The sequence below is a fragment of the Flagellimonas lutimaris genome (genome assembly GCF_051494225.1).
Classification (GTDB): Bacteria; Bacteroidota; Bacteroidia; order Flavobacteriales; family Flavobacteriaceae; genus Flagellimonas; species Flagellimonas lutimaris_A.
The window spans coordinates 889,179-907,391 of record NZ_JBNPYE010000001.1 but is presented as its reverse complement, the minus strand read 5'-3'; the positions used below and the strand labels follow the sequence as shown (position 1 = coordinate 907,391).

Here is an 18,213-nt window from a genome sequence, read left to right as displayed (position 1 = left end):
CGTTACATGAGTAATTATCATATCAAACATTTGGAAGAGTATTTTCAGGTGTACCGAAAATCTGTGAGAAACCCAGAAGGATTTTGGGAAGAAGTCGCAGAAGAGCATTTCCACTGGCGTAAAAAATGGGATTCCGTTTTGGATTGGGATTTTACCAAACCAGAAATCAGCTGGTTCAAAGGCGCTAAGTTGAACATAACTGAAAACTGTATTGACCGTCACCTTGGCATTCGAGGGGATAAAACCGCAATTCTTTTTGAACCCAACGACCCTAATGAGGAAGCAGAGCATATAACGTACAATCAATTGCATGAGCGTGTTTGTAAATATGCCAATGTACTCAAGGATAAAGGAGTTAAAAAAGGTGATAGGGTAGTTATTTATTTACCGATGATTCCGGATTTGGCCATTGCATTGTTGGCCTGTGCACGCATAGGAGCGATTCACTCTGTTGTTTTTGCAGGATTTTCATCAACTGCATTGTCAACTAGAATAAACGATTGTGGCGCCAAAATGGTACTTACTTCTGATGGTTCTTTTAGGGGAACCAAGGTTATTGACCTAAAAGGGATTGTGGATGAGGCTTTGGAAAGTTGCCCTGAAGTGGAAACAGTTTTGGTTACAAAACGCACGGGTGGTGAGGTAACTATGAAGGACGGGCGCGATGTATGGATTCAGCCTCTTTTAGATAATGCATATTCGGATTGTATGCCCGAAATAATGGATGCTGAAGACCCTTTGTTTATCCTATACACCTCTGGTTCTACGGGCCGGCCAAAAGGAATGGTACATACTACCGGTGGATACATGGTATATACGGCATATACATTTAAAAATGTATTCCAGTACCGCGAAGAAGATGTGTATTGGTGTACTGCGGATATTGGTTGGATTACCGGACATTCCTATATTGTATACGGACCATTGGCCAATGGTGCCACCACCGTAATGTTTGAAGGTATTCCATCGTATCCTGACTTTGGAAGGTTCTGGGAGGTAGTGCAAAAACACAAAGTAAACCAATTTTATACCGCTCCAACGGCAATCAGGGCCTTGGCCAAAGAAAATTTGGATTTTGTTACTGAATATGATCTTTCCAGTTTAAAAGTTTTAGGAACTGTGGGAGAACCTATCAATGAGGAAGCATGGCACTGGTACAATGATCACGTAGGAGAGAAGAAATGTCCTATTGTAGATACGTGGTGGCAAACGGAAACTGGAGGAATTCTTATTTCACCAATTCCATTTTCCACACCAACAAAACCAACTTATGCAACTTTGCCGATGCCTGGTATTCAACCTGCGTTGATGGATGAAAACGGTAAGGAAATCAAAGGAAATCAAGTGGATGGAAGATTATGTATAAAATACCCATGGCCATCCATTGCCAGAACTATTTGGGGTAATCATCAACGATATAAGGACACTTATTTTTCCGCTTTCGAAGGAAAATACTTTACAGGGGATGGAGCCCTTAGGGATGAGGTTGGATACTATCGAATTACAGGTAGGGTAGATGATGTCATTATAGTTTCTGGCCACAATTTAGGTACGGCACCTATCGAGGATGCCATCAACGAACACCCAGCAGTAGCAGAATCCGCCATTGTTGGTTTCCCACACGACATCAAAGGAAATGCATTGTACGGGTACATTATTTTGAAAGAAACCGGTGAAGACCGTAACCGTGATAACCTGAAAAAGGAAATCAATCAATTGATTACCGAACACATTGGTCCAATCGCAAAGTTGGATAAGATTCAGTTTACGGAAGGATTGCCCAAAACAAGAAGTGGTAAGATCATGAGGAGGATTCTTAGAAAAATTGCCTCCAAAGACACTAGTAATTTAGGAGATACTTCAACTTTGTTGAATCCAGAAGTGGTAGAGAATATTATAAAGGAAAGCTTGTAAAAAAAGCTTTACGTCAGTTAATGTGAAAAGGGCCTCTTTATCTAAGGAGGTCCTTTATTTTTTGTGATTTCAGCTTTTCAATGGTCCGTAAAAATGCGATAGCGGTAATATATGCATCACCAAGCGCTGTATGCCTATCCTTTCGGGAAATACTGAATTTTTTGGCCAAATCGTCCAAAGAGTATCTTTCCTTTTGTTGGACCACGGTGGATATCAACAAGGTTCTGATGTAAAGGGATTCGGTATCCAAAGTTTTATTTTTTAATTTGGGGAGCCCATTCCTTTTTAAAGCGGCGTTGATCATGTTGATATCAAACATGACATGGTGCCCAACCAAAATATGGTTTTTGGCGTAAACCAAAAATTGTTTCAAGGCGTCAAGTTCGGAGATGCTGTTTCTTTTAGTTTTTTTCAAAATACCATGGATTTCAGCACTTTCTGTATTATAGTGTTCCTGCTGAATGTATACTTCAAAACTTTCTTTCACCACAATATTGTTGTCCAATAGTTTAAGTGCACCAATACACAACATCCGATCCTTGGTCATACTAAACCCGGTGGTTTCTGTATCCAATACAACAAAGGTATTCTCATGGATATCCTCAGGAAGCTTTTCCTTGAAATGGGCCTCATACTCCCACCAAAAATTGGGAAGTTCCAGTTGTTTTTTCTTAGAGAACGGCCACATTAACGCAATAGGTTTTTTACTTGGAACCTCACCTCAATCAAAGATTGTATATCCTTCACTGTCTTAAAGGTTCGTTTAAGTTTAATTTTCTCCTCCTTGTTCAATTGATCCAAGGCGATATACCTGCCCGAATCGTTATGCAGCAAACCTTGTCTTGTCCTAAATTTGAGCAATGCTTTGCTAGCGTAAGAACACGCAAGATAAAGTTCTTTGTTATTGGGTTCCAGCTCCGCCAGTTTTTCGTAGCGCTCCGCAGTGTTGTTTATGGATTTGATGGAGTGGGAGAGTATAAGTACCCGAGCAGCATCGATAATGGGCATAAGGGCACGAAGTTTTAAATCGAAGAAGTCTTTATGTTCACCATCTTGCTCCACCAAAAAATCCCTAAAGAAGCCAGAAGGCGAAGGATTCTGTAATGCACCACTTGCCAAATGGGTAAAAAATTGTGGATATTGATGGGCGTGGTCAAAAATACTTTGGGAAAGTTCATCGGCGAGCCCTTTGTCCCCAAAGACCACATTATAATCAAAGAAGATGGATGAAAGGAGTATTTCTTCAGGTCCAGGATTGTGAATCCAATGGGCTGTAACGTTTTTCCATTCGCTTAAGCTATGGCACCAGGAGCGATTGGAAGCCATCATTTCAGCAGGACAATACTCAAACCCAATAGTATTCAACCCTTGTGAAATCCGTTCCCCAAGCTTTAAAAAATACTGCCGCGTTGTTTCCAGTTTTTGCTCGGGAACATCTTTAAAAATAATGGCATTGTCTTGGTCCGTGTTCAAAAGCTGCTCACCACGCCCTTGACTTCCCATGCTTAGCCAAGTAAATTGTACAGGTGGTTCTTTCTCCATCTTTGATAAAGCAATTTGAATCATCTGTTTGGTAGAAGCATCATTGAGTTCCGAAATAATTTTGGAGACCAGTCCTAGTGGAATGTTTTGGTCCAAATAACCGCGTAAGAGATTCATAATGCCATGTCGAATCCCTCGTAACCGCTTTGCATCCGCAGCTCTTTTAATGGCCCTGATAAGCACCGCAGGGTTATTTCCTACAGCGACCATGATATCATGCTTGGAAAGGATACCAACGGCCGGTGTATCTATAGTACCATCTTCTGTAAGAACCAAGTGACTGATATTACTTTTCATCATGGCCATTTGGGACTGTGCCAGGGTTAGTTCTTTGGGGTAAGTGATAATAGGGGAAGACATTATTGTTTTAGCTGACCCCGTTATTGGGAATAATCCTGTAGCTACTTTTTTTCTGAGATCCTTATCGGTAATTATACCTACAGGTAAATCATCCTTTTCCACCAAAATAGAACTTACATTATATTCGGTCATTTTATCGGCAATAGTTTTAATTTTAGTGCCTTCTTTACACGTGATAAGGTCTGTGGAATATTTGATAGGCTGAAGATCTAATATTTTGTTGGTGGAATATTGATCTGATTCATTGTTGATTCCATATAACTTTCCCCGGTGTTTAATGGAGTAGGGGTTCCCCGTGTTGGAGGCAAAGCTTTCTATTAAAAAATTCCCGATACGTTTGTTCTCCAAAGCCAAAGGCTTAAAATCTTTAATGGGAATGGCGTAAAGAATCGTCTCCTCGTAAGCTTTGGCTTCTAATCTATAGTTTTCGTGGGCCAATAAAGGCCTCAGGCCAAATACATCGCCTTCATCACAGATATCCAATATTTGACTGGAACCTTCTTTTGATAATGCTATCGCACCTTTGTTGACCACATAGAAATGCTTATGTGGGTTTTCGTTTTCGGAAAAAACAATGGTATTGGTCTCCTTATGGATAATCACCACTTCAAGGGATAATATTTCCAATTGTGGACTTTCCAGAGCACTAAAAGGTGGATAATTTTTTAGAAAGTCGGCAATTCGTTCGGATATGGTGTTTTTCATGGTGTTCTAAATGTAAGTGATAATTCCAAAATTTCAGCTTCCTGAATAAAAAAAGACCACTTGAAAAGTGGCCTTATATTTAAACACAGTACCCCTTAGATTTACTTACTTCCCATTACTTACTTCCCATTACTTGCTTTATTATATGCACGTATCATGAGTATCGCCCAAATAGCAACCAGTACAATAACAACTACCGAAAACCATAAAACAATATCATTTGCTATCATTGTCCACAAGCTTTAAGTAAATCATTACACCTAAAAGGGTCGGGGCCCAAAGACCTACAAAAAGGCCGTGCTCGGTGTCACCATTAAGAAATAAATATTCTGCAACAAGAATAATCAGGACACAAAGAATCCAATGAATAAGTTGGCAGTTCCTAGTTTTTTGACGTGATTCATTCGAAGGTTGGTTTAAAACCTTGAAGTTAGGAAAAAAGAATACGGAGAAAAAAAGAAAGCCATCCAACTGAATTTCAGTTAAATGACTTTGAATTTAGTAGCGAGAGGGGGACTTGAACCCCCGGCCTCCGGGTTATGAATCCGACGCTCTAACCAGCTGAGCTACCTCGCCGTGATTTTGCTAAGCGGGTGCAAATATATGTTTAAATTTTCGCTGAATCAAAATTCAGGATTAATTTATTATTTGACATTTATTTTTATATCTTCCCAAACTATACTAAAGTTGAAAAACGATTTAAAGAACACGACAATGAGTGATAAGGTTAAATTTGAACTGGAGTTTGTGATTCAGGCTTCACCTCAGTTGCTTTACCAATATATTTCCACGCCCTCGGGACTATCTGAATGGTATGCCGACAACGTAAATTCCCGTGGGGAAGTATTCACATTTATATGGGACGGTGCAGAAGAGAGAGCAAAACTGCTCAAGCGAAAAAGCGAGGAATTTGTAAAGTTGGCATGGGAAGAAAACGAGGATGACTCGTTTTTTGAAATGCGCATTATAGTTGACGAAATAACAAAGGACGTTTCTCTATTTATAACAGATTTTGCAGAGGATGACGAGGTGGACGAAGCTAAAATGCTTTGGGAAAACCAAGTTTCCGACCTTAAACAGGTTCTTGGATCTACCTAGTCCGATTCTCAAGTAAACCGTATCTTTGGTCCCGAAAAAAATCGGGACTTTTTTATGGTCAATTGTAACGGAGAACTTTTAGCGGAAGACAAGGCAATTTTCACCCACAATAACAGGGCACTCAAATATGGCGATGCCCTTTTTGAAACTGTACGCTATGTGAATGGCACCCTCTTTTTTTGGGAAGACCATTACTTTAGGCTTATGGCTTCCATGCGAATTCTACGAATGGAAATTCCTATGGAATTTACCCTTGAATTTTTGGAGGAGGAAATCAAAAGCACCATCAAATCCAATGGGCTTGAAAATGGTACTGTACGTGTTCGCCTAACGGTTTTTAGAAACGAGGGTGGACGCTACACCCCAACGAATAACAATATTTCCTATGTTATTGAAACAAGCTCCATGGAGTCTCCCTTTTTCATTATTGAAAAGGGTACTTATGAGGTAGAATTGTTCAAGGATTTTTATGTGAACAAGGATATGTTATCCAATCTAAAATCTACCAACAAGATTTTGAATGTGGTAGCCGGGGTTTACGCACAAGAGAATGGCTATGCCAATTGTTTATTGGTTAATACGGATAAAAAAGTGGTCGAAGCTATAAACGGAAACTTGTTTTTGGTGAAAGGGAATGAGGTAAAAACACCTCCATTGAGCGATGGCTGTTTGGACGGCATCATCCGAAAAAACCTCATGAAAATTATTGCAGGGTCCGAAGAGCTTGATTTGGTAGAAGAATCCATATCGCCTTTTGAGCTTCAAAAAGTTGACGAATTGTTCATTACCAATTCTATAGTGGGCATACAACCCATCAGTAAATACAGGAAAAAAGAATTCGATTCCAAAGTGGCCAAGAGTTTGGTAGGCAAGTTAAATGCTAGGGCTAGAATCGGTTAATTGAGCGAAGGATTTTCAGGAGCGTTGGACCATAGTAGATAATCACCTCCCAATTCCACCATTTTTTCTTTCCAGAATGCATTGGCGGCTTTTTCCAGAATATCACTTTCGTACTCGTTGGGCAAAACCACCCAAGACTTGGAAGAAAGTTCTTGGTCTAACTGGCTTGTGCCCCATCCAGAATAGCCTAAAAAGAAACGGATGTCCTGTTCGGTAATGGTACCACTGTTAATGAGTTCAATGGTTTTATCAAAATTTCCTCCCCAAAAAATACCATCAGAAATTTCGACGCTATTTTCAATAAGGTCGGGTACTTTATGGATAAAGTAAAGATTATCTTGTTCCACGGGACCACCATTAAATACCTGAAAGGGGATGGTGATGTCGGCAACAAGGTCGCAAATGGTATAGTCCAATGGTTTATTTAAAATAAAACCTACTGAACCTTCATCATTATGTTCAGCAATAAGCACCACCGACCTATTGAAAGAAACGTCACCGGTCAGTGAAGGTTCTGCAACGAGCAAATTTCCTTTTTTTGGCTTTTGGGTTACCATTTACATGAGTTTCTTATATTTAAATTTAACATATTATTTAACATATACAAAAAAACAGAAACGATATAAACTAAAAAAGCACTCCTAAAAGGAGTGCTTTCATATATTAAATAAATAATTGATTAGTTTACTGCACCGCTCAATTCAGCGCCTGCTTTGAACTTTACAACGTTCTTAGCGGCAATCTTAATAGTAGCTCCAGTTTGTGGATTTCTACCTTCTCTAGCGCTTCTTTTAGAAACTGACCAAGAACCAAAACCTACCAAGGAAACTCTGTCTCCTTTTTTAAGCGTTCCTTCTACATTTCCCAAGAAAGATTCCAATGCTTTTTTTGCTGCTGCTTTCGTGATGCCAGCATCAGCTGCCATAGCATCGATTAATTCTGTTTTGTTCATAATGGAATTAAATTAATTGTTGTTAATATAATTTTAATGCTGAACAAATTTATATGGATTTGCCACTCACGCAAGTAAAACCAAGGGAAATACGGGTTTTTGTTGATAACTTGAAACGTTTGTTGATAAAGTCGGAAAAAAATGACAAATTTTCCCAGCCCAATCATAGCAAGGCTTTAGCGGAGATGAGCTTCTTTGTCTAGATTTAGCCCGTTTAAAACCTCGTTGACCCGCATTTTCCTTTTCCCCGGTAGTTGCAATTCCAATAGCTTAACGAAGCCATCTTTTACCGCAACTTTAAGTGATTTTTTCTCCACCACCAGTCTTCCAACGTTGTAGTGATGTTCGACATTTTCCGTTTCAGTTTTAAAAATCTTCATTTGGTCTGCCTTTCCATCATTCATCAATTGGGTCCAAGCACCAGGATAAGGACTAAGTCCGCGAATATGATTATGAATGTCTTCCATGGAAGCTTTCCAATCGATTCGACAAGTATCCTTGTGGATTTTTGGAGCGGGCTTAAGTTCCGAACTTTCATCCTGAGGTAATCGCGTAACGGTTCCAGCTTCAATCTGTTTGCAGGTTTCCACCACTAAATTCGCACCTAGCTCCATCAATCTATCGTGCAAAGTACCTGCACTGTCATCAGGCAGTATTTTTTCTGTTTTTTGGAGCACAATACTTCCCGTGTCAATTTTTTCATCAATAAAAAAGGTAGTAACACCCGTTTTTGTTTCCCCATTGATGATAGCCCAATTGATAGGAGCCGCTCCACGATATTGTGGTAGGAGGGAAGCGTGAAGATTAAAAGTACCATACTTTGGCATTTGCCAAACCACTTTGGGCAACATTCTAAATGCTACAACTACTTGCAAGTTAGCATCAAGGCTTTTCAATTCTTCCAGAAAAGCTTCATCCTTTAAATTGGTAGGTTGTAATACTTTTAGGCCATGTTGCACCGCAAACTGTTTTACGGCCGATTCCTGAACCTTACGCCCACGACCAGCAGGTCTATCGGGTGCAGTGATGACGCCGACCACTTCGAAACCGGCTTCCAAAATATTTTTTAGGGTTCCTACGGCAAAATCGGGGGTTCCCATAAATACTATACGAAGGGAATTATTTTTTGATGTACTCATTTTTAAAGTTTAGGGAGACCAACTCATCTTCCAGCAGTCTTTCCAGTGTTTTTAAAAGCTCCTTTTCATTGATCCCCATTTCTTTTTCCAACTGTCGGGACGTATGGGGGCGGATTTCCAAGAGTTCCATGATTCTTTTCTCCAAATCATATGGGGATGCCACTTTCTCTTTCTTGGTGCAAATATCGCATGTACCGCACTTTTTTGCGGTCTTTTCACCAAAATAATTGAGTAGGTAAATGCTGCGACATACCTTTTTATTGGAAATATAGCCCAACATAGAGGTCATATTGTTCTGCTTTATCTGGTTGAAATCCTTGATTTTTTTGGCAAACAAGTTAATGGTATGATCATCTTCACGGGGAACCAAAAAAGTAATTTCCAGGTCACTTGTGTTGTTTTGGTACTCCGCAATATTATCGTCCGTGAGTTGCTGAAGTATTTGTTTTAAGTGCTCTTCACTTGTCCCTGTTTTCTTGGATAGCATATACAGGTTGATTTTGGTCTCATACTCGGTAATGCCTCCGTAAGTGCGTAAAATGGTTTGGATTATCGGTGCCGTTTTCCTGTTTTTGTCCAGATAGTTAAATATTTCTGATTTAGAGGCCACAAATTGAAGTGTGGTTTTTTCCTTAAAGTTCTCGGAAAGTGATAAAACAGAATTTTGATCCAGAATACGGATGGCATTAAAGGTCATGTTCGGATTAAACACATAGCGTCTACAAAATTCATTGAATTTAAATGCTAACGGTTCCGAAATTAACTCCCCATACGATATTTGGAAATAATTATTGAGTTTGGAATATACATTTTTGACGAAACCTACATCTGGTAGGCTGGACAAGAATTGCTGTTTGGCCTTATCCTCATCTTCTTTTGAGGTTATTATAATTGCCGTAGAAGGTTTTCCATCCCGTCCTGCTCTTCCCGCTTCTTGAAAGTAGCTTTCCAAACTATCTGGTATTTGATAATGGACGACCAAACGAACATCGGGTTTGTCCACGCCCATACCAAAAGCGTTGGTGGCTACCATAACCCTTACTTTACTACTTAACCAAAGGTTAAGTTTATCTTCCTTATCGGATTTAGAAATGCCTCCATGAAAAAATGAAGCAGAAATACCATTCTTGATTAAGAAGTTGGCCAACGATATGGACATTTTTCTGGAACGAACGTACACAATAGCACTTCCGGGAACCTTGTCCATATATTTTTTGAGTTGATATAATTTGTCCTCGGAATGTTTTACCCTAAAATTAATGTTGAAGCGAGAGAACGAGTCCTTGAAAATATTTACTGGGTCCAATTCCAAATTTTCTACAATATCATCTATCACACGAGGGGTTGCCGTCGCCGTCAAAGCAATCATAGGTGTGTCTGGAATCAACTCTTTTAAGATGGAACATTCAAGGTATGCGGGTCTAAAATCGTTTCCCCATTGCGAAATACAATGTGCCTCATCTATGGCAATAAGGTTGACATTCATTTGCTGGATGCGCTCCTTTACAATGGTTTGTTGCAAACGTTCAGGAGATAGATATAAAAACTTGTAGTTACCATAAAGGCAATTGTCCAAAAGATTGTTTAATTCGTCTGGGGGAATGCCGCCCGTCAATGCAATAGCTTTTATATTTCTCTTTCTGAGTTGTGCTACTTGGTCCTGAATGAGAGCCACCAAGGGCGATACCACAATGCAAATGCCCTCCATGGCCAAAGAAGGTACTTGGTAGCAGATGGATTTACCACCACCTGTTGGCATCAATGCCAAAACGTCCTTGCCGGATAGTACGTTATCAATAATTTCCTTTTGGGATCCCCTGAAATTATCATAGCCCCAAAATTGTTTTAAAATGCTTATGGTGTCTTTATGCACTATAATTTATTAAGTGTTTCCAAAATAAAATCAATCCGATTTAGGACTGCATCTTTTGGCACTTCGATGGGGTTATAGCCAAATTGAGTGTATGTTTTCATTAAGGAATGATGGATGCTTTCCGCTTCCTCAAAGGTTTCCATTCTTTCATTATCGGAAACATAGATTTCTTTCCAAGGAGGAACAATAAAAACGGAATCGTATCTATGGTTCTCACAATGAGAAATAAAGTATTCATCGTAGGTCTGACCAAAAAAATCCATATAAGCAAGAACATCAGGGATACCTCGGTCAAAAAAACTTATAGGTACCTTTGTTTTTAGAGACTTTTTATAATGTGCTGTCCTCCCTTGAAGCAAATCTTTGTTGAATTTCATGGCATCATCAACAAAAACCAAAGGATTGGAAATGTATTCTTCGGACTGTCCCTCCTGTTTTGCCTTGGAGGTCATATCCCGAATAATTTCATGAAAGCAATGGAAGCCTTTGCTTTCCAATCCATTTACAATGGATGTTTTCCCCGTTCCGGGTGCTCCTGTTATAACTACTTTGCTCTTGCCCAAAAAACCTTGAATTAATAATGCAAATTAATGAAATAGCCCCAAGGAAAAAAAATTGGTAGGTAAGCCATATATTTGTAAAAAAATGCGGCATGGATAAAAAGGATACGGAGGAGTTCTATTCAAAGCTTAGGGAAAAATTATTGGAGACCACAAATTGGCCCTCCAACTATCTCTATAAGTTCATTGTACCTACAGACGAAGAGCGCATTGCACAGATTCATGAAATTTTTGACAACACAGGTGCTGTTATCGAATCTAAAAAATCCAAAAAGGGAACCTATACCAGCCTTTCGATCATGGTTCACTTAAAAGACCCTGATGAAGTTATCCTTAAATACAAGGAAGTTTCCGTTGTAGAAGGGGTAATTTCCCTGTAAGCCCATTGTTTGCGATAATTTTCTTAATTTGCAAGCATTATCAGATTGACTTTCCAATAATCAAGTTTCTAAATACATTAATTTGAACGAAGTATACAACTTAGAATACAATACAGAGCGTCCAAAACTTTTTATACCAGAGTACGGCCGTCATTTTCAGAAAATGGTAGACCATGCTGTTGCCATTGAGGATCGGGATGAGCGCAATAAAGTGGCGAAATCCATTATTAGCGTTATGGGTAACCTTCAGCCCCATTTAAGGGATGTTCCGGATTTTCAGCATAAATTATGGGACCAATTGTTTATTATGGCCGATTTTAAATTGGACGTAGATTCACCGTTTCCCATTACATCCAAAGAAATTTTGCAACAACGCCCAGAACCTTTGGATTATCCACAGAACCATCCGAAGTATCGTTTTTATGGTAACAATATCAAACGAATGATAGATGTTGCTGTGAAGTGGGAAGAAGGGGATATGAGGTCTGGTTTGGAATATGCCATCGCCAACCACATGAAAAAGTGTTACTTGGTATGGAACAAAGATACCGTTGAGGACTCTGTGATATTCAATCACTTGAAAGAACTTAGCGATGGACAAATAGATTTGGCCCAGAGTGATGAGAGTTTAACGGATAGTGGACAGTTTCTGAAAAACAAACCAAGCAGGTCCAATACCAACCGAGGTAAAAAAGGACAAAGAAGTCGCAAGAAAAGATATTAAATTCCAAAGGAATAAATGGGTACATTTCGAATAGAGGGTGGACACCAATTACATGGAGAGATCACCCCCCAAGGAGCAAAGAATGAAGCACTACAAATTCTTTGCGCCGTATTGCTTTCTGAAGAAAAAATTACCATAAACAACATACCCGACATTGTCGATGTCAATAAATTGATTGCCCTCCTTGAGGATTTGGGGGTAAAAATCCAAAAAAAAGGCAAGGGTTCCTATACTTTTAAGGCAGACGATGTTAACCTGGATTATCTTCAATCTGCCAAGTTTAAAGAAGATGGTAGGGGACTTAGAGGTTCCATTATGTTGGTAGGCCCTTTGTTGGCTAGATTTGGCAAAGGATACATTCCAAAACCAGGAGGTGATAAAATTGGTAGAAGAAGGTTGGATACTCATTTCGAAGGATTTATTAAACTTGGTGCGCAGTTCCGTTATAACAAAGAAGAATATTTCTACGGTGTAGAAGCCGATAAACTTACCGGAACTTATATGCTTTTGGATGAGGCATCGGTTACCGGTACAGCAAATATTGTAATGGCTGCGGTTTTGGCCGAAGGAACCACAACGATTTACAATGCTGCCTGTGAGCCCTATTTACAACAATTATGCAAAATGTTGAACAGAATGGGAGCGAAAATCTCAGGAATCGGCTCAAATCTATTGAAGATTGAAGGTGTGGATTCTTTAGGAGGTACCGAGCATACTATGTTACCCGATATGATCGAGATAGGTAGCTGGATTGGATTGGCTGCCATGACCCAAAGCGAGCTTACCATTAAAAATGTAAGTTGGGATGATTTAGGTCAGATTCCGACCGTGTTTAGAAAGTTAGGAATTACCTTGGAAAGGAAGGGTGATGACATCTTTATTCCAAAACACGAAGAGGGATACGAAATCCAAAATTTTATTGACGGCTCTATATTGACCATAGCTGATGCACCATGGCCGGGACTTACCCCGGATTTGTTGAGCATTATATTGGTGATGGCAACCCAAGCTAGGGGCGAAGTGCTGATTCATCAAAAAATGTTTGAAAGCCGTTTGTTCTTTGTGGATAAACTTATCGATATGGGAGCTAAAATTATCCTTTGCGACCCCCATCGCGCCACGGTTATTGGTCACGATTTTAAATCGACCTTAAAGGCTACGACCATGGTATCCCCAGATATTAGGGCAGGAGTCTCCCTTTTGATTGCGGCACTTTCCGCAAAAGGGACTTCCACCATTCATAATATTGAGCAGATTGATCGTGGTTATGAAAATATCGATGAGCGATTGCGCGCCATTGGGGCCAATATTGTTAGGGTATAATAAATCAATTTAATGATTTTTTGGTACTAGAATAGTGACCCGGGTTCCTTCTTTGAGATTTTCCAACTTAACCAATTCCTGATCGGAAAATTGTTTGAGTGCATCTATCCGTTTGGCTGTTATGGACATGCCTCTCGATTGCTTTGGCAAAGAAGTATTTTTTGATTTCCTGGAAAATCCAACACCGTTGTCCTCAATGATACATTCTATGTAATCAACTTTGTCATTAAATGAAATTCGAAGATGCTTTTCACCTTTCTTGGGCATCAGGCCATGGATAATGGCGTTTTCAATATAGGGCTGTACCAATAGCATAGGAACTTCATGGAAGTCTATATCCAAATTTTTATCTACATCAAATGTGTAATGAAAGGAATTGTCAAATCGTAGGCCTTCCAGTTCCACATAAATTTTTAAGAGTTCAATTTCATCTTTTAGTACCAAACTGACATTGATGGAGCTTTCCAAAACCTGTCGCAACAATTTTGAAAATTTGGACAGATATTTTAGTGCGTTCGCCTTATCGTCCGTGTTGATAAGGTATTGGATGGAGTTAAGGGAATTGAAAATGAAATGAGGGTTCATTTGGGCCCGTAGCATACGCTTTTCCAATATAACATTCATGTCCTCGATTACCTCTTTTTGTCGGGAAATCAATTTATTTTTTTTATGCAGGATCGTATTGGATTTCATTTTGTTGCGATAACCTAGGAAAAGCAAGCCGGCAGAGAAAAGTAAAAGTATGGTTATAATGGTTAAATAGATACTTCTTCTTTTGCTGGATGAGATTTGGGTATTGAGAAGGGTCAACTGTAATTCGTTTTCCTTTAGTTCTTTATCCTTTATGTACACATTGTGCCTAACCTCCAAGTTCTGTATTTCCTTGATCTTGGTTTCATTCAGGAGACTGTCTCTATAGGCCATGGATAGTTTAAGGTGGTCAATTGCTTTGGGGTATTCGTGTGTGGCTTCGTAGATTTGAAATACTTTTTCATGGGTGCGTCGTTTTTGTTCATATGCTCCCATTATATTTAAATTTTCAAGACTTTTCATAGCATATTCCAATGCTTCGCTAAATTGACCTTGACGGAGCATCAAATCTGAAAGACCATAATAGGTTGCAGCAATTTGTTCCTGTGCGGAGAGCTGTTTGGCCAAATCCAGAGATTTTTTGTAAAAGTCATTGGCCATGAACCATTGTTCGAGTTCCACATAACAACTGCCCATATGGAAATACACAAGGCTTAATTCAATGAAATTTCGATTCTCTTCATCATAGGCACTTACTTTTTGCCATTTTTCCAAAGCGGATCTATATCTTCCGTTTTCAAAATCGATGTTTGCTAAATTGGACAATACGGCTATTTCCAATAATTTGCGATCATCATTGTTTCCTTTGTATTCCATCAATGCTTTGTTATAGCTTTCAATGGCTTTATCCTGATCACCCATTATATTGTACAAAACACCCATGTTTATATATGGAGCGGATGTATCCATGTCCAAATTCATAGAATCTATCAATCTTATGGATTTTTGATAATAGGACTGTCCCATCGGGTAATCTCCAATACTTGAGTAAACATTGCCCATAACGTTGTAGATTTTGTTTATTCTTCTAAAATCTCTTTGTTTTTGGGCCAAGGAGAGGCATTGGTGGAGGTAATCTAAAGACTCTGAAAAATCACTCGTCATCTCATAGGTAATACCAAGGGAGTAGAGGGCATTGATTTCTCCTTGGATAAAATCTATTTCTCGGGCTTTTTTCAAGCTTTCGACACCAAACTCGACGGATTTGGTTTTGTCGATGTCCCTGAACGTTTCACCTAACTGCCTTAGTAAGGACACTTTTGAAGTATCCTCCGCGACTTTGAGTAAATATTTTAGACTGTCGATTTCCTGGGTCTGCCCAGTACAAAAATGAATAGCATTTAGGAAGATTGTCAAATAAAGAACATACTTGGCAGGATTCATCAAACTAGGATTATTTGATTAAGATATTCCTTTTTTTTGAACCAAAAGACTAAATATTGGGGCATTTACTCTGTTAAAAAGTAAAATATTTGAAAAATCAACAATTCAACAGGAGCTATAAAACCGACTCTACATTAGCGTTCTTCATCTCCATTCAAAATGGAAACATGGAAGTGAATATGTTAGAATATTATTTATACGTTGATGAATATTAGTGTTTTAGATTTTTTGGTGTAAAAGATTAATGAAATGGCTTTTCCTCCAAGTTCCCATCAGGGTAAAGTGCAAAGCGACCTTTTTCCTTGTCGTGAACATTGTCTGGATGTGACCAAGGCCATCCACCAAATTGAGTGAGACGATATTCCTCCATTGCTTTTTGAATTTCTTCTTGGGTGTTCATTACAAAAGGGCCGTATTTGGCAACTGGTTCACCAATCGGTTTTCCTTGGAGTAACATAAAATGTGCGGTTTCGGAACCAATTTTGATGTTTACTTCTTCTGTTGGATTCAAAACTATTCCGAAGTTGGGATTTATTTTCTTATCGCCAATTTGAATTTCATCGCCATCATAAAAGTACAGTACACGATTGACCGAGGAACCAGCTTTGGGCAAGGTGTATTCAGAATTTGCGTTTACATGAATGTTCCAAACAGCTACTTCGTTTTCTGGGTCAGCTGCCCACGAATCAGGAGCAGGAGATAGGGGAGTTATATCCTTATAAGTCCCGGCAACCAATTTAATTTTAGCGTTTTCTTCTTCCACAATCGGAATATCTTCATTCCAGAGCATCTTAAAATGTGGGTCCACAAATTTGCTGGCTTTGGGTAGATTTAACCAAATTTGGAACAGCTCCAATGGGTTTTCTTCCTCATCCTTTAACAAAGGGAACATTTCGGAATGCTGTACACCTCTGCCTGCTGTCATCCATTGCACATCGCCCTGTCCAAACCTGCCAGCAGCACCTAGAGAATCCGAATGGTCACAAAATCCCTTGTTAACAATGGTAATAGTTTCAAAACCTCGGTGTGGGTGGTATGGAAATCCAGGAATTGTCTGTCCATGATACATTCGCCAGTCAGCGTTGGGGTTAAAATCACTTCCCAAGCTTCTTCCTTCCAATAAAGAGACATCAGGTCCCATTTGGCCATTGCCTTTTGGGTAATGATCTAAATGATATACACTGAACAAGAACGGGTCAAGGGTTTGCCAAGGTGAACTTAATGGGAAAGTTTGCAGAACAGGATTTTTCATAAAGCCATCTTTTTATCGAGAATTAAAAGCCTGCACTTGGCAGGCTTTTCAATCAAATAACAATTATAATTATTTACCAGGAATTGGAGGAGGACCATCTATCATGGCCTCATATTTTACGTCGCCTTTTCTGGTTTTATATTCTTCTTTTACTTTTTCCACCAATTTGGGATCTTCAAAAAGGTCCAGCATGGTCATCCCCATAGCTTTGGAAGCGTAGATCATTCCTTTGTGGCCAATGCTCATACCTCCACATGCAACAACTGCCCACGAGTGCCAAGGCGTATCTTTAGGGGCAACGGTTACACCAAGGTTGATGTTCGGCACATTCCAACTAACATCACCCACATCGGTTGAGCCACCTCCTGGAAGCTTCTCGGTTTCCTTTAGCGGATGTACTTTGCCATCCATGCCCACTTGAGGTTTTCCTGTAGCTTCTTGAATGGCCTTACCATAGGCTTCTTCTTCTTCGGTATAGGTTATTGGGCCCAAAAGCTCCAAATTGTTTTGCATGATTTTACCACCTTCACGGTTCACCAAAGTCTCATAAATACCCGAAATCAGTGAATATTTATAATCGACATTGGCCATGATGGCAGCACCTTCGGCCATTGCCTTGACTCTTTCAAAAGTAGGAAGCATGACATCTCGCTTGGGGTCGCGGACGCGAACCCATAATCGAGCGTAATCAGGAACCACGTTCACCACTTGCCCGCCATCTTGAATGTGGTAATGAATACGTGAAGTTGGTCTAATATGCTCGCGGTAATAATTGATACCCGTAGTATACAATTCCAAAGCATCCGAAGCACTGCGGCCGTTCCATGGATCTGCTGAAGCGTGGGCCGCCTGACCATAAAACTCTACCATAAAATCTACCAATGCCAATCCACTTTGCACATCGGCTTCAATTTCTGCGGATGGGTGCCAGCTAACGTTAACATCCACATCGTCCCAAAGTCCGGCTTCAACCATCCATACTTTTCCAAAGAACTTTTCTTCAGCTGGCGTACCAAAGAATTTAACCGTTCCTTTGATTTTGCCGGCTTCAATTTGCTCTTTAATTGCAATAGCGGCACCTAAACTGGCTGCACCGAACATATTATGTCCGCATCCATGTCCTGGGGCACCATCAATTCTCGGGTCTTTGGTCGGGACTGTGTTTTGAGATAAACCTGGAAGGGCATCAAACTCGCCCAGCACACTGATTACAGGACTTCCTGAACCATAAGTGGCAATAAACGCGGTTGGTATGTCCGCAACGCCACGAGTTACCGTCATCCCATTTTCTTCAGCATAATCAGCTAGCAAATCCGCCGAAATGGATTCTTCGAAAGCGGTTTCCGCCAGCGCCCAAATGGAATCACTGATTTTAATTAGATTTTCTTTGTGCTTCTCAACAGAAGCAACAACGGCTTTTTTGTCCTTGGTCATCTTCTGGGCCGATAAGTTCATCGATACCAATCCCAAAAGGAGTAAGGTTGAAATTTTCTTCATTTTAAAGGTTTTGAGTTAGT

The 18,213-nt window shown here is 39.8% G+C and carries 16 protein-coding genes and 1 tRNA gene; 6 read left to right on the top strand and 11 right to left on the bottom strand.

The features are described 5' to 3' along the window. The first annotated feature begins 6 nt into the window (after positions 1-6). Positions 7-1,914 carry an acetate--CoA ligase gene (acs, locus tag ACQQ5U_RS04045; RefSeq protein ID WP_437395655.1) on the top strand — a complete coding sequence of 636 codons (1,908 nt, stop codon included), beginning with the start codon at positions 7-9 and terminating at the stop codon, positions 1,912-1,914. Positions 1,915-1,951: 37 nt separating this feature from the next. Here the strand turns inward: acs and ACQQ5U_RS04040 are convergent, their stop codons facing one another. From ACQQ5U_RS04040 to ACQQ5U_RS04030, 3 genes are all read right to left on the bottom strand, one after another. After that, positions 1,952-2,602: a 3'-5' exonuclease gene (locus ACQQ5U_RS04040; RefSeq protein WP_437395654.1), complete on the bottom strand. Its 651-nt coding sequence runs from the start codon at positions 2,600-2,602 to the stop codon at positions 1,952-1,954. Next, positions 2,602-4,521, bottom strand: a complete 1,920-nt coding sequence (locus tag ACQQ5U_RS04035; protein WP_437395653.1) for a DUF294 nucleotidyltransferase-like domain-containing protein — start codon at positions 4,519-4,521, stop codon at positions 2,602-2,604. Before ACQQ5U_RS04035 ends, ACQQ5U_RS04040 begins: the two co-directional genes overlap by 1 nt. Positions 4,522-5,023: 502 nt before the next feature. Beyond that, positions 5,024-5,097 (bottom strand) — tRNA-Met (locus tag ACQQ5U_RS04030). 138 nt (positions 5,098-5,235) lie between these two features. Between ACQQ5U_RS04030 and ACQQ5U_RS04025 the strand changes: the two genes are divergently transcribed. Beyond that, positions 5,236-5,619 (top strand): START-like domain-containing protein, encoded by a 384-nt coding sequence (locus ACQQ5U_RS04025; protein ID WP_437395894.1) that lies wholly within the window; start codon positions 5,236-5,238, stop codon positions 5,617-5,619. Between the two features lie 54 nt (positions 5,620-5,673). Beyond that, positions 5,674-6,519, top strand: coding sequence for an aminotransferase class IV (locus tag ACQQ5U_RS04020; RefSeq protein ID WP_437395652.1), 846 nt, complete (start codon positions 5,674-5,676; stop codon positions 6,517-6,519). Here the strand turns inward: ACQQ5U_RS04020 and ACQQ5U_RS04015 are convergent. The 5 genes from ACQQ5U_RS04015 to ACQQ5U_RS03995 form a co-directional block, all read right to left on the bottom strand. Beyond that, positions 6,516-7,076, bottom strand: a complete 561-nt coding sequence (locus tag ACQQ5U_RS04015) for a YqgE/AlgH family protein (RefSeq protein WP_437395651.1) — start codon at positions 7,074-7,076, stop codon at positions 6,516-6,518. The two genes, ACQQ5U_RS04020 and ACQQ5U_RS04015, sit on opposite strands and share 4 nt — an antisense overlap. 122 nt (positions 7,077-7,198) lie before the next feature. Continuing rightward, on the bottom strand, positions 7,199-7,471 hold the full coding sequence (locus tag ACQQ5U_RS04010) for an HU family DNA-binding protein (RefSeq protein WP_014034238.1): 273 nt from the start codon (positions 7,469-7,471) through the stop codon (positions 7,199-7,201). A gap of 176 nt (positions 7,472-7,647) precedes the next feature. Continuing rightward, positions 7,648-8,610, bottom strand: a complete 963-nt coding sequence (fmt, locus tag ACQQ5U_RS04005) for a methionyl-tRNA formyltransferase (protein WP_437395650.1) — start codon at positions 8,608-8,610, stop codon at positions 7,648-7,650. Beyond that, the gene (locus tag ACQQ5U_RS04000) at positions 8,591-10,483 is read right to left on the bottom strand and encodes a RecQ family ATP-dependent DNA helicase (RefSeq protein ID WP_437395649.1); all 1,893 of its coding nucleotides are present in this window, start codon (positions 10,481-10,483) and stop codon (positions 8,591-8,593) included. Before ACQQ5U_RS04000 ends, fmt begins: the two co-directional genes overlap by 20 nt. Beyond that, the gene (locus tag ACQQ5U_RS03995) at positions 10,483-11,046 is read right to left on the bottom strand and encodes an AAA family ATPase (RefSeq protein ID WP_437395648.1); all 564 of its coding nucleotides are present in this window, start codon (positions 11,044-11,046) and stop codon (positions 10,483-10,485) included. The genes ACQQ5U_RS04000 and ACQQ5U_RS03995 overlap by 1 nt, the downstream gene beginning before the upstream one ends. An 89-nt stretch (positions 11,047-11,135) precedes the next feature. Here ACQQ5U_RS03995 and ACQQ5U_RS03990 point away from each other — a divergent pair, with 89 nt between their 5' ends. From ACQQ5U_RS03990 to murA, 3 genes are all read left to right on the top strand, one after another. Next, the gene (locus tag ACQQ5U_RS03990; RefSeq protein ID WP_437395647.1) at positions 11,136-11,423 is read left to right on the top strand and encodes a DUF493 family protein; all 288 of its coding nucleotides are present in this window, start codon (positions 11,136-11,138) and stop codon (positions 11,421-11,423) included. 82 nt (positions 11,424-11,505) lie between these two features. Then, complete coding sequence (locus ACQQ5U_RS03985) at positions 11,506-12,147, top strand: DUF4290 domain-containing protein (protein WP_288931350.1); 642 nt, start codon at positions 11,506-11,508, stop codon at positions 12,145-12,147. Between the two features lie 15 nt (positions 12,148-12,162). Continuing rightward, positions 12,163-13,470: a UDP-N-acetylglucosamine 1-carboxyvinyltransferase gene (gene murA, locus ACQQ5U_RS03980; RefSeq protein WP_437395646.1), complete on the top strand. Its 1,308-nt coding sequence runs from the start codon at positions 12,163-12,165 to the stop codon at positions 13,468-13,470. Between the two features lie 9 nt (positions 13,471-13,479). Here the strand turns inward: murA and ACQQ5U_RS03975 are convergent, their stop codons facing one another. The 3 genes from ACQQ5U_RS03975 to ACQQ5U_RS03965 all read right to left on the bottom strand — a co-directional run bounded on the left by ACQQ5U_RS03975 (position 13,480) and on the right by ACQQ5U_RS03965 (position 18,193). Beyond that, positions 13,480-15,444, bottom strand: coding sequence for a tetratricopeptide repeat protein (locus tag ACQQ5U_RS03975; RefSeq protein WP_437395645.1), 1,965 nt, complete (start codon positions 15,442-15,444; stop codon positions 13,480-13,482). Positions 15,445-15,685: 241 nt separating this feature from the next. Next, on the bottom strand, positions 15,686-16,696 hold the full coding sequence (locus ACQQ5U_RS03970; RefSeq protein WP_437395644.1) for a pirin family protein: 1,011 nt from the start codon (positions 16,694-16,696) through the stop codon (positions 15,686-15,688). A 69-nt stretch (positions 16,697-16,765) separates the two neighbouring features. Continuing rightward, a complete protein-coding gene (locus ACQQ5U_RS03965; protein WP_437395643.1) occupies positions 16,766-18,193 on the bottom strand; it encodes an amidohydrolase in 1,428 nt (475 codons plus the stop codon). Positions 18,194-18,213: the final 20 nt, after the last annotated feature.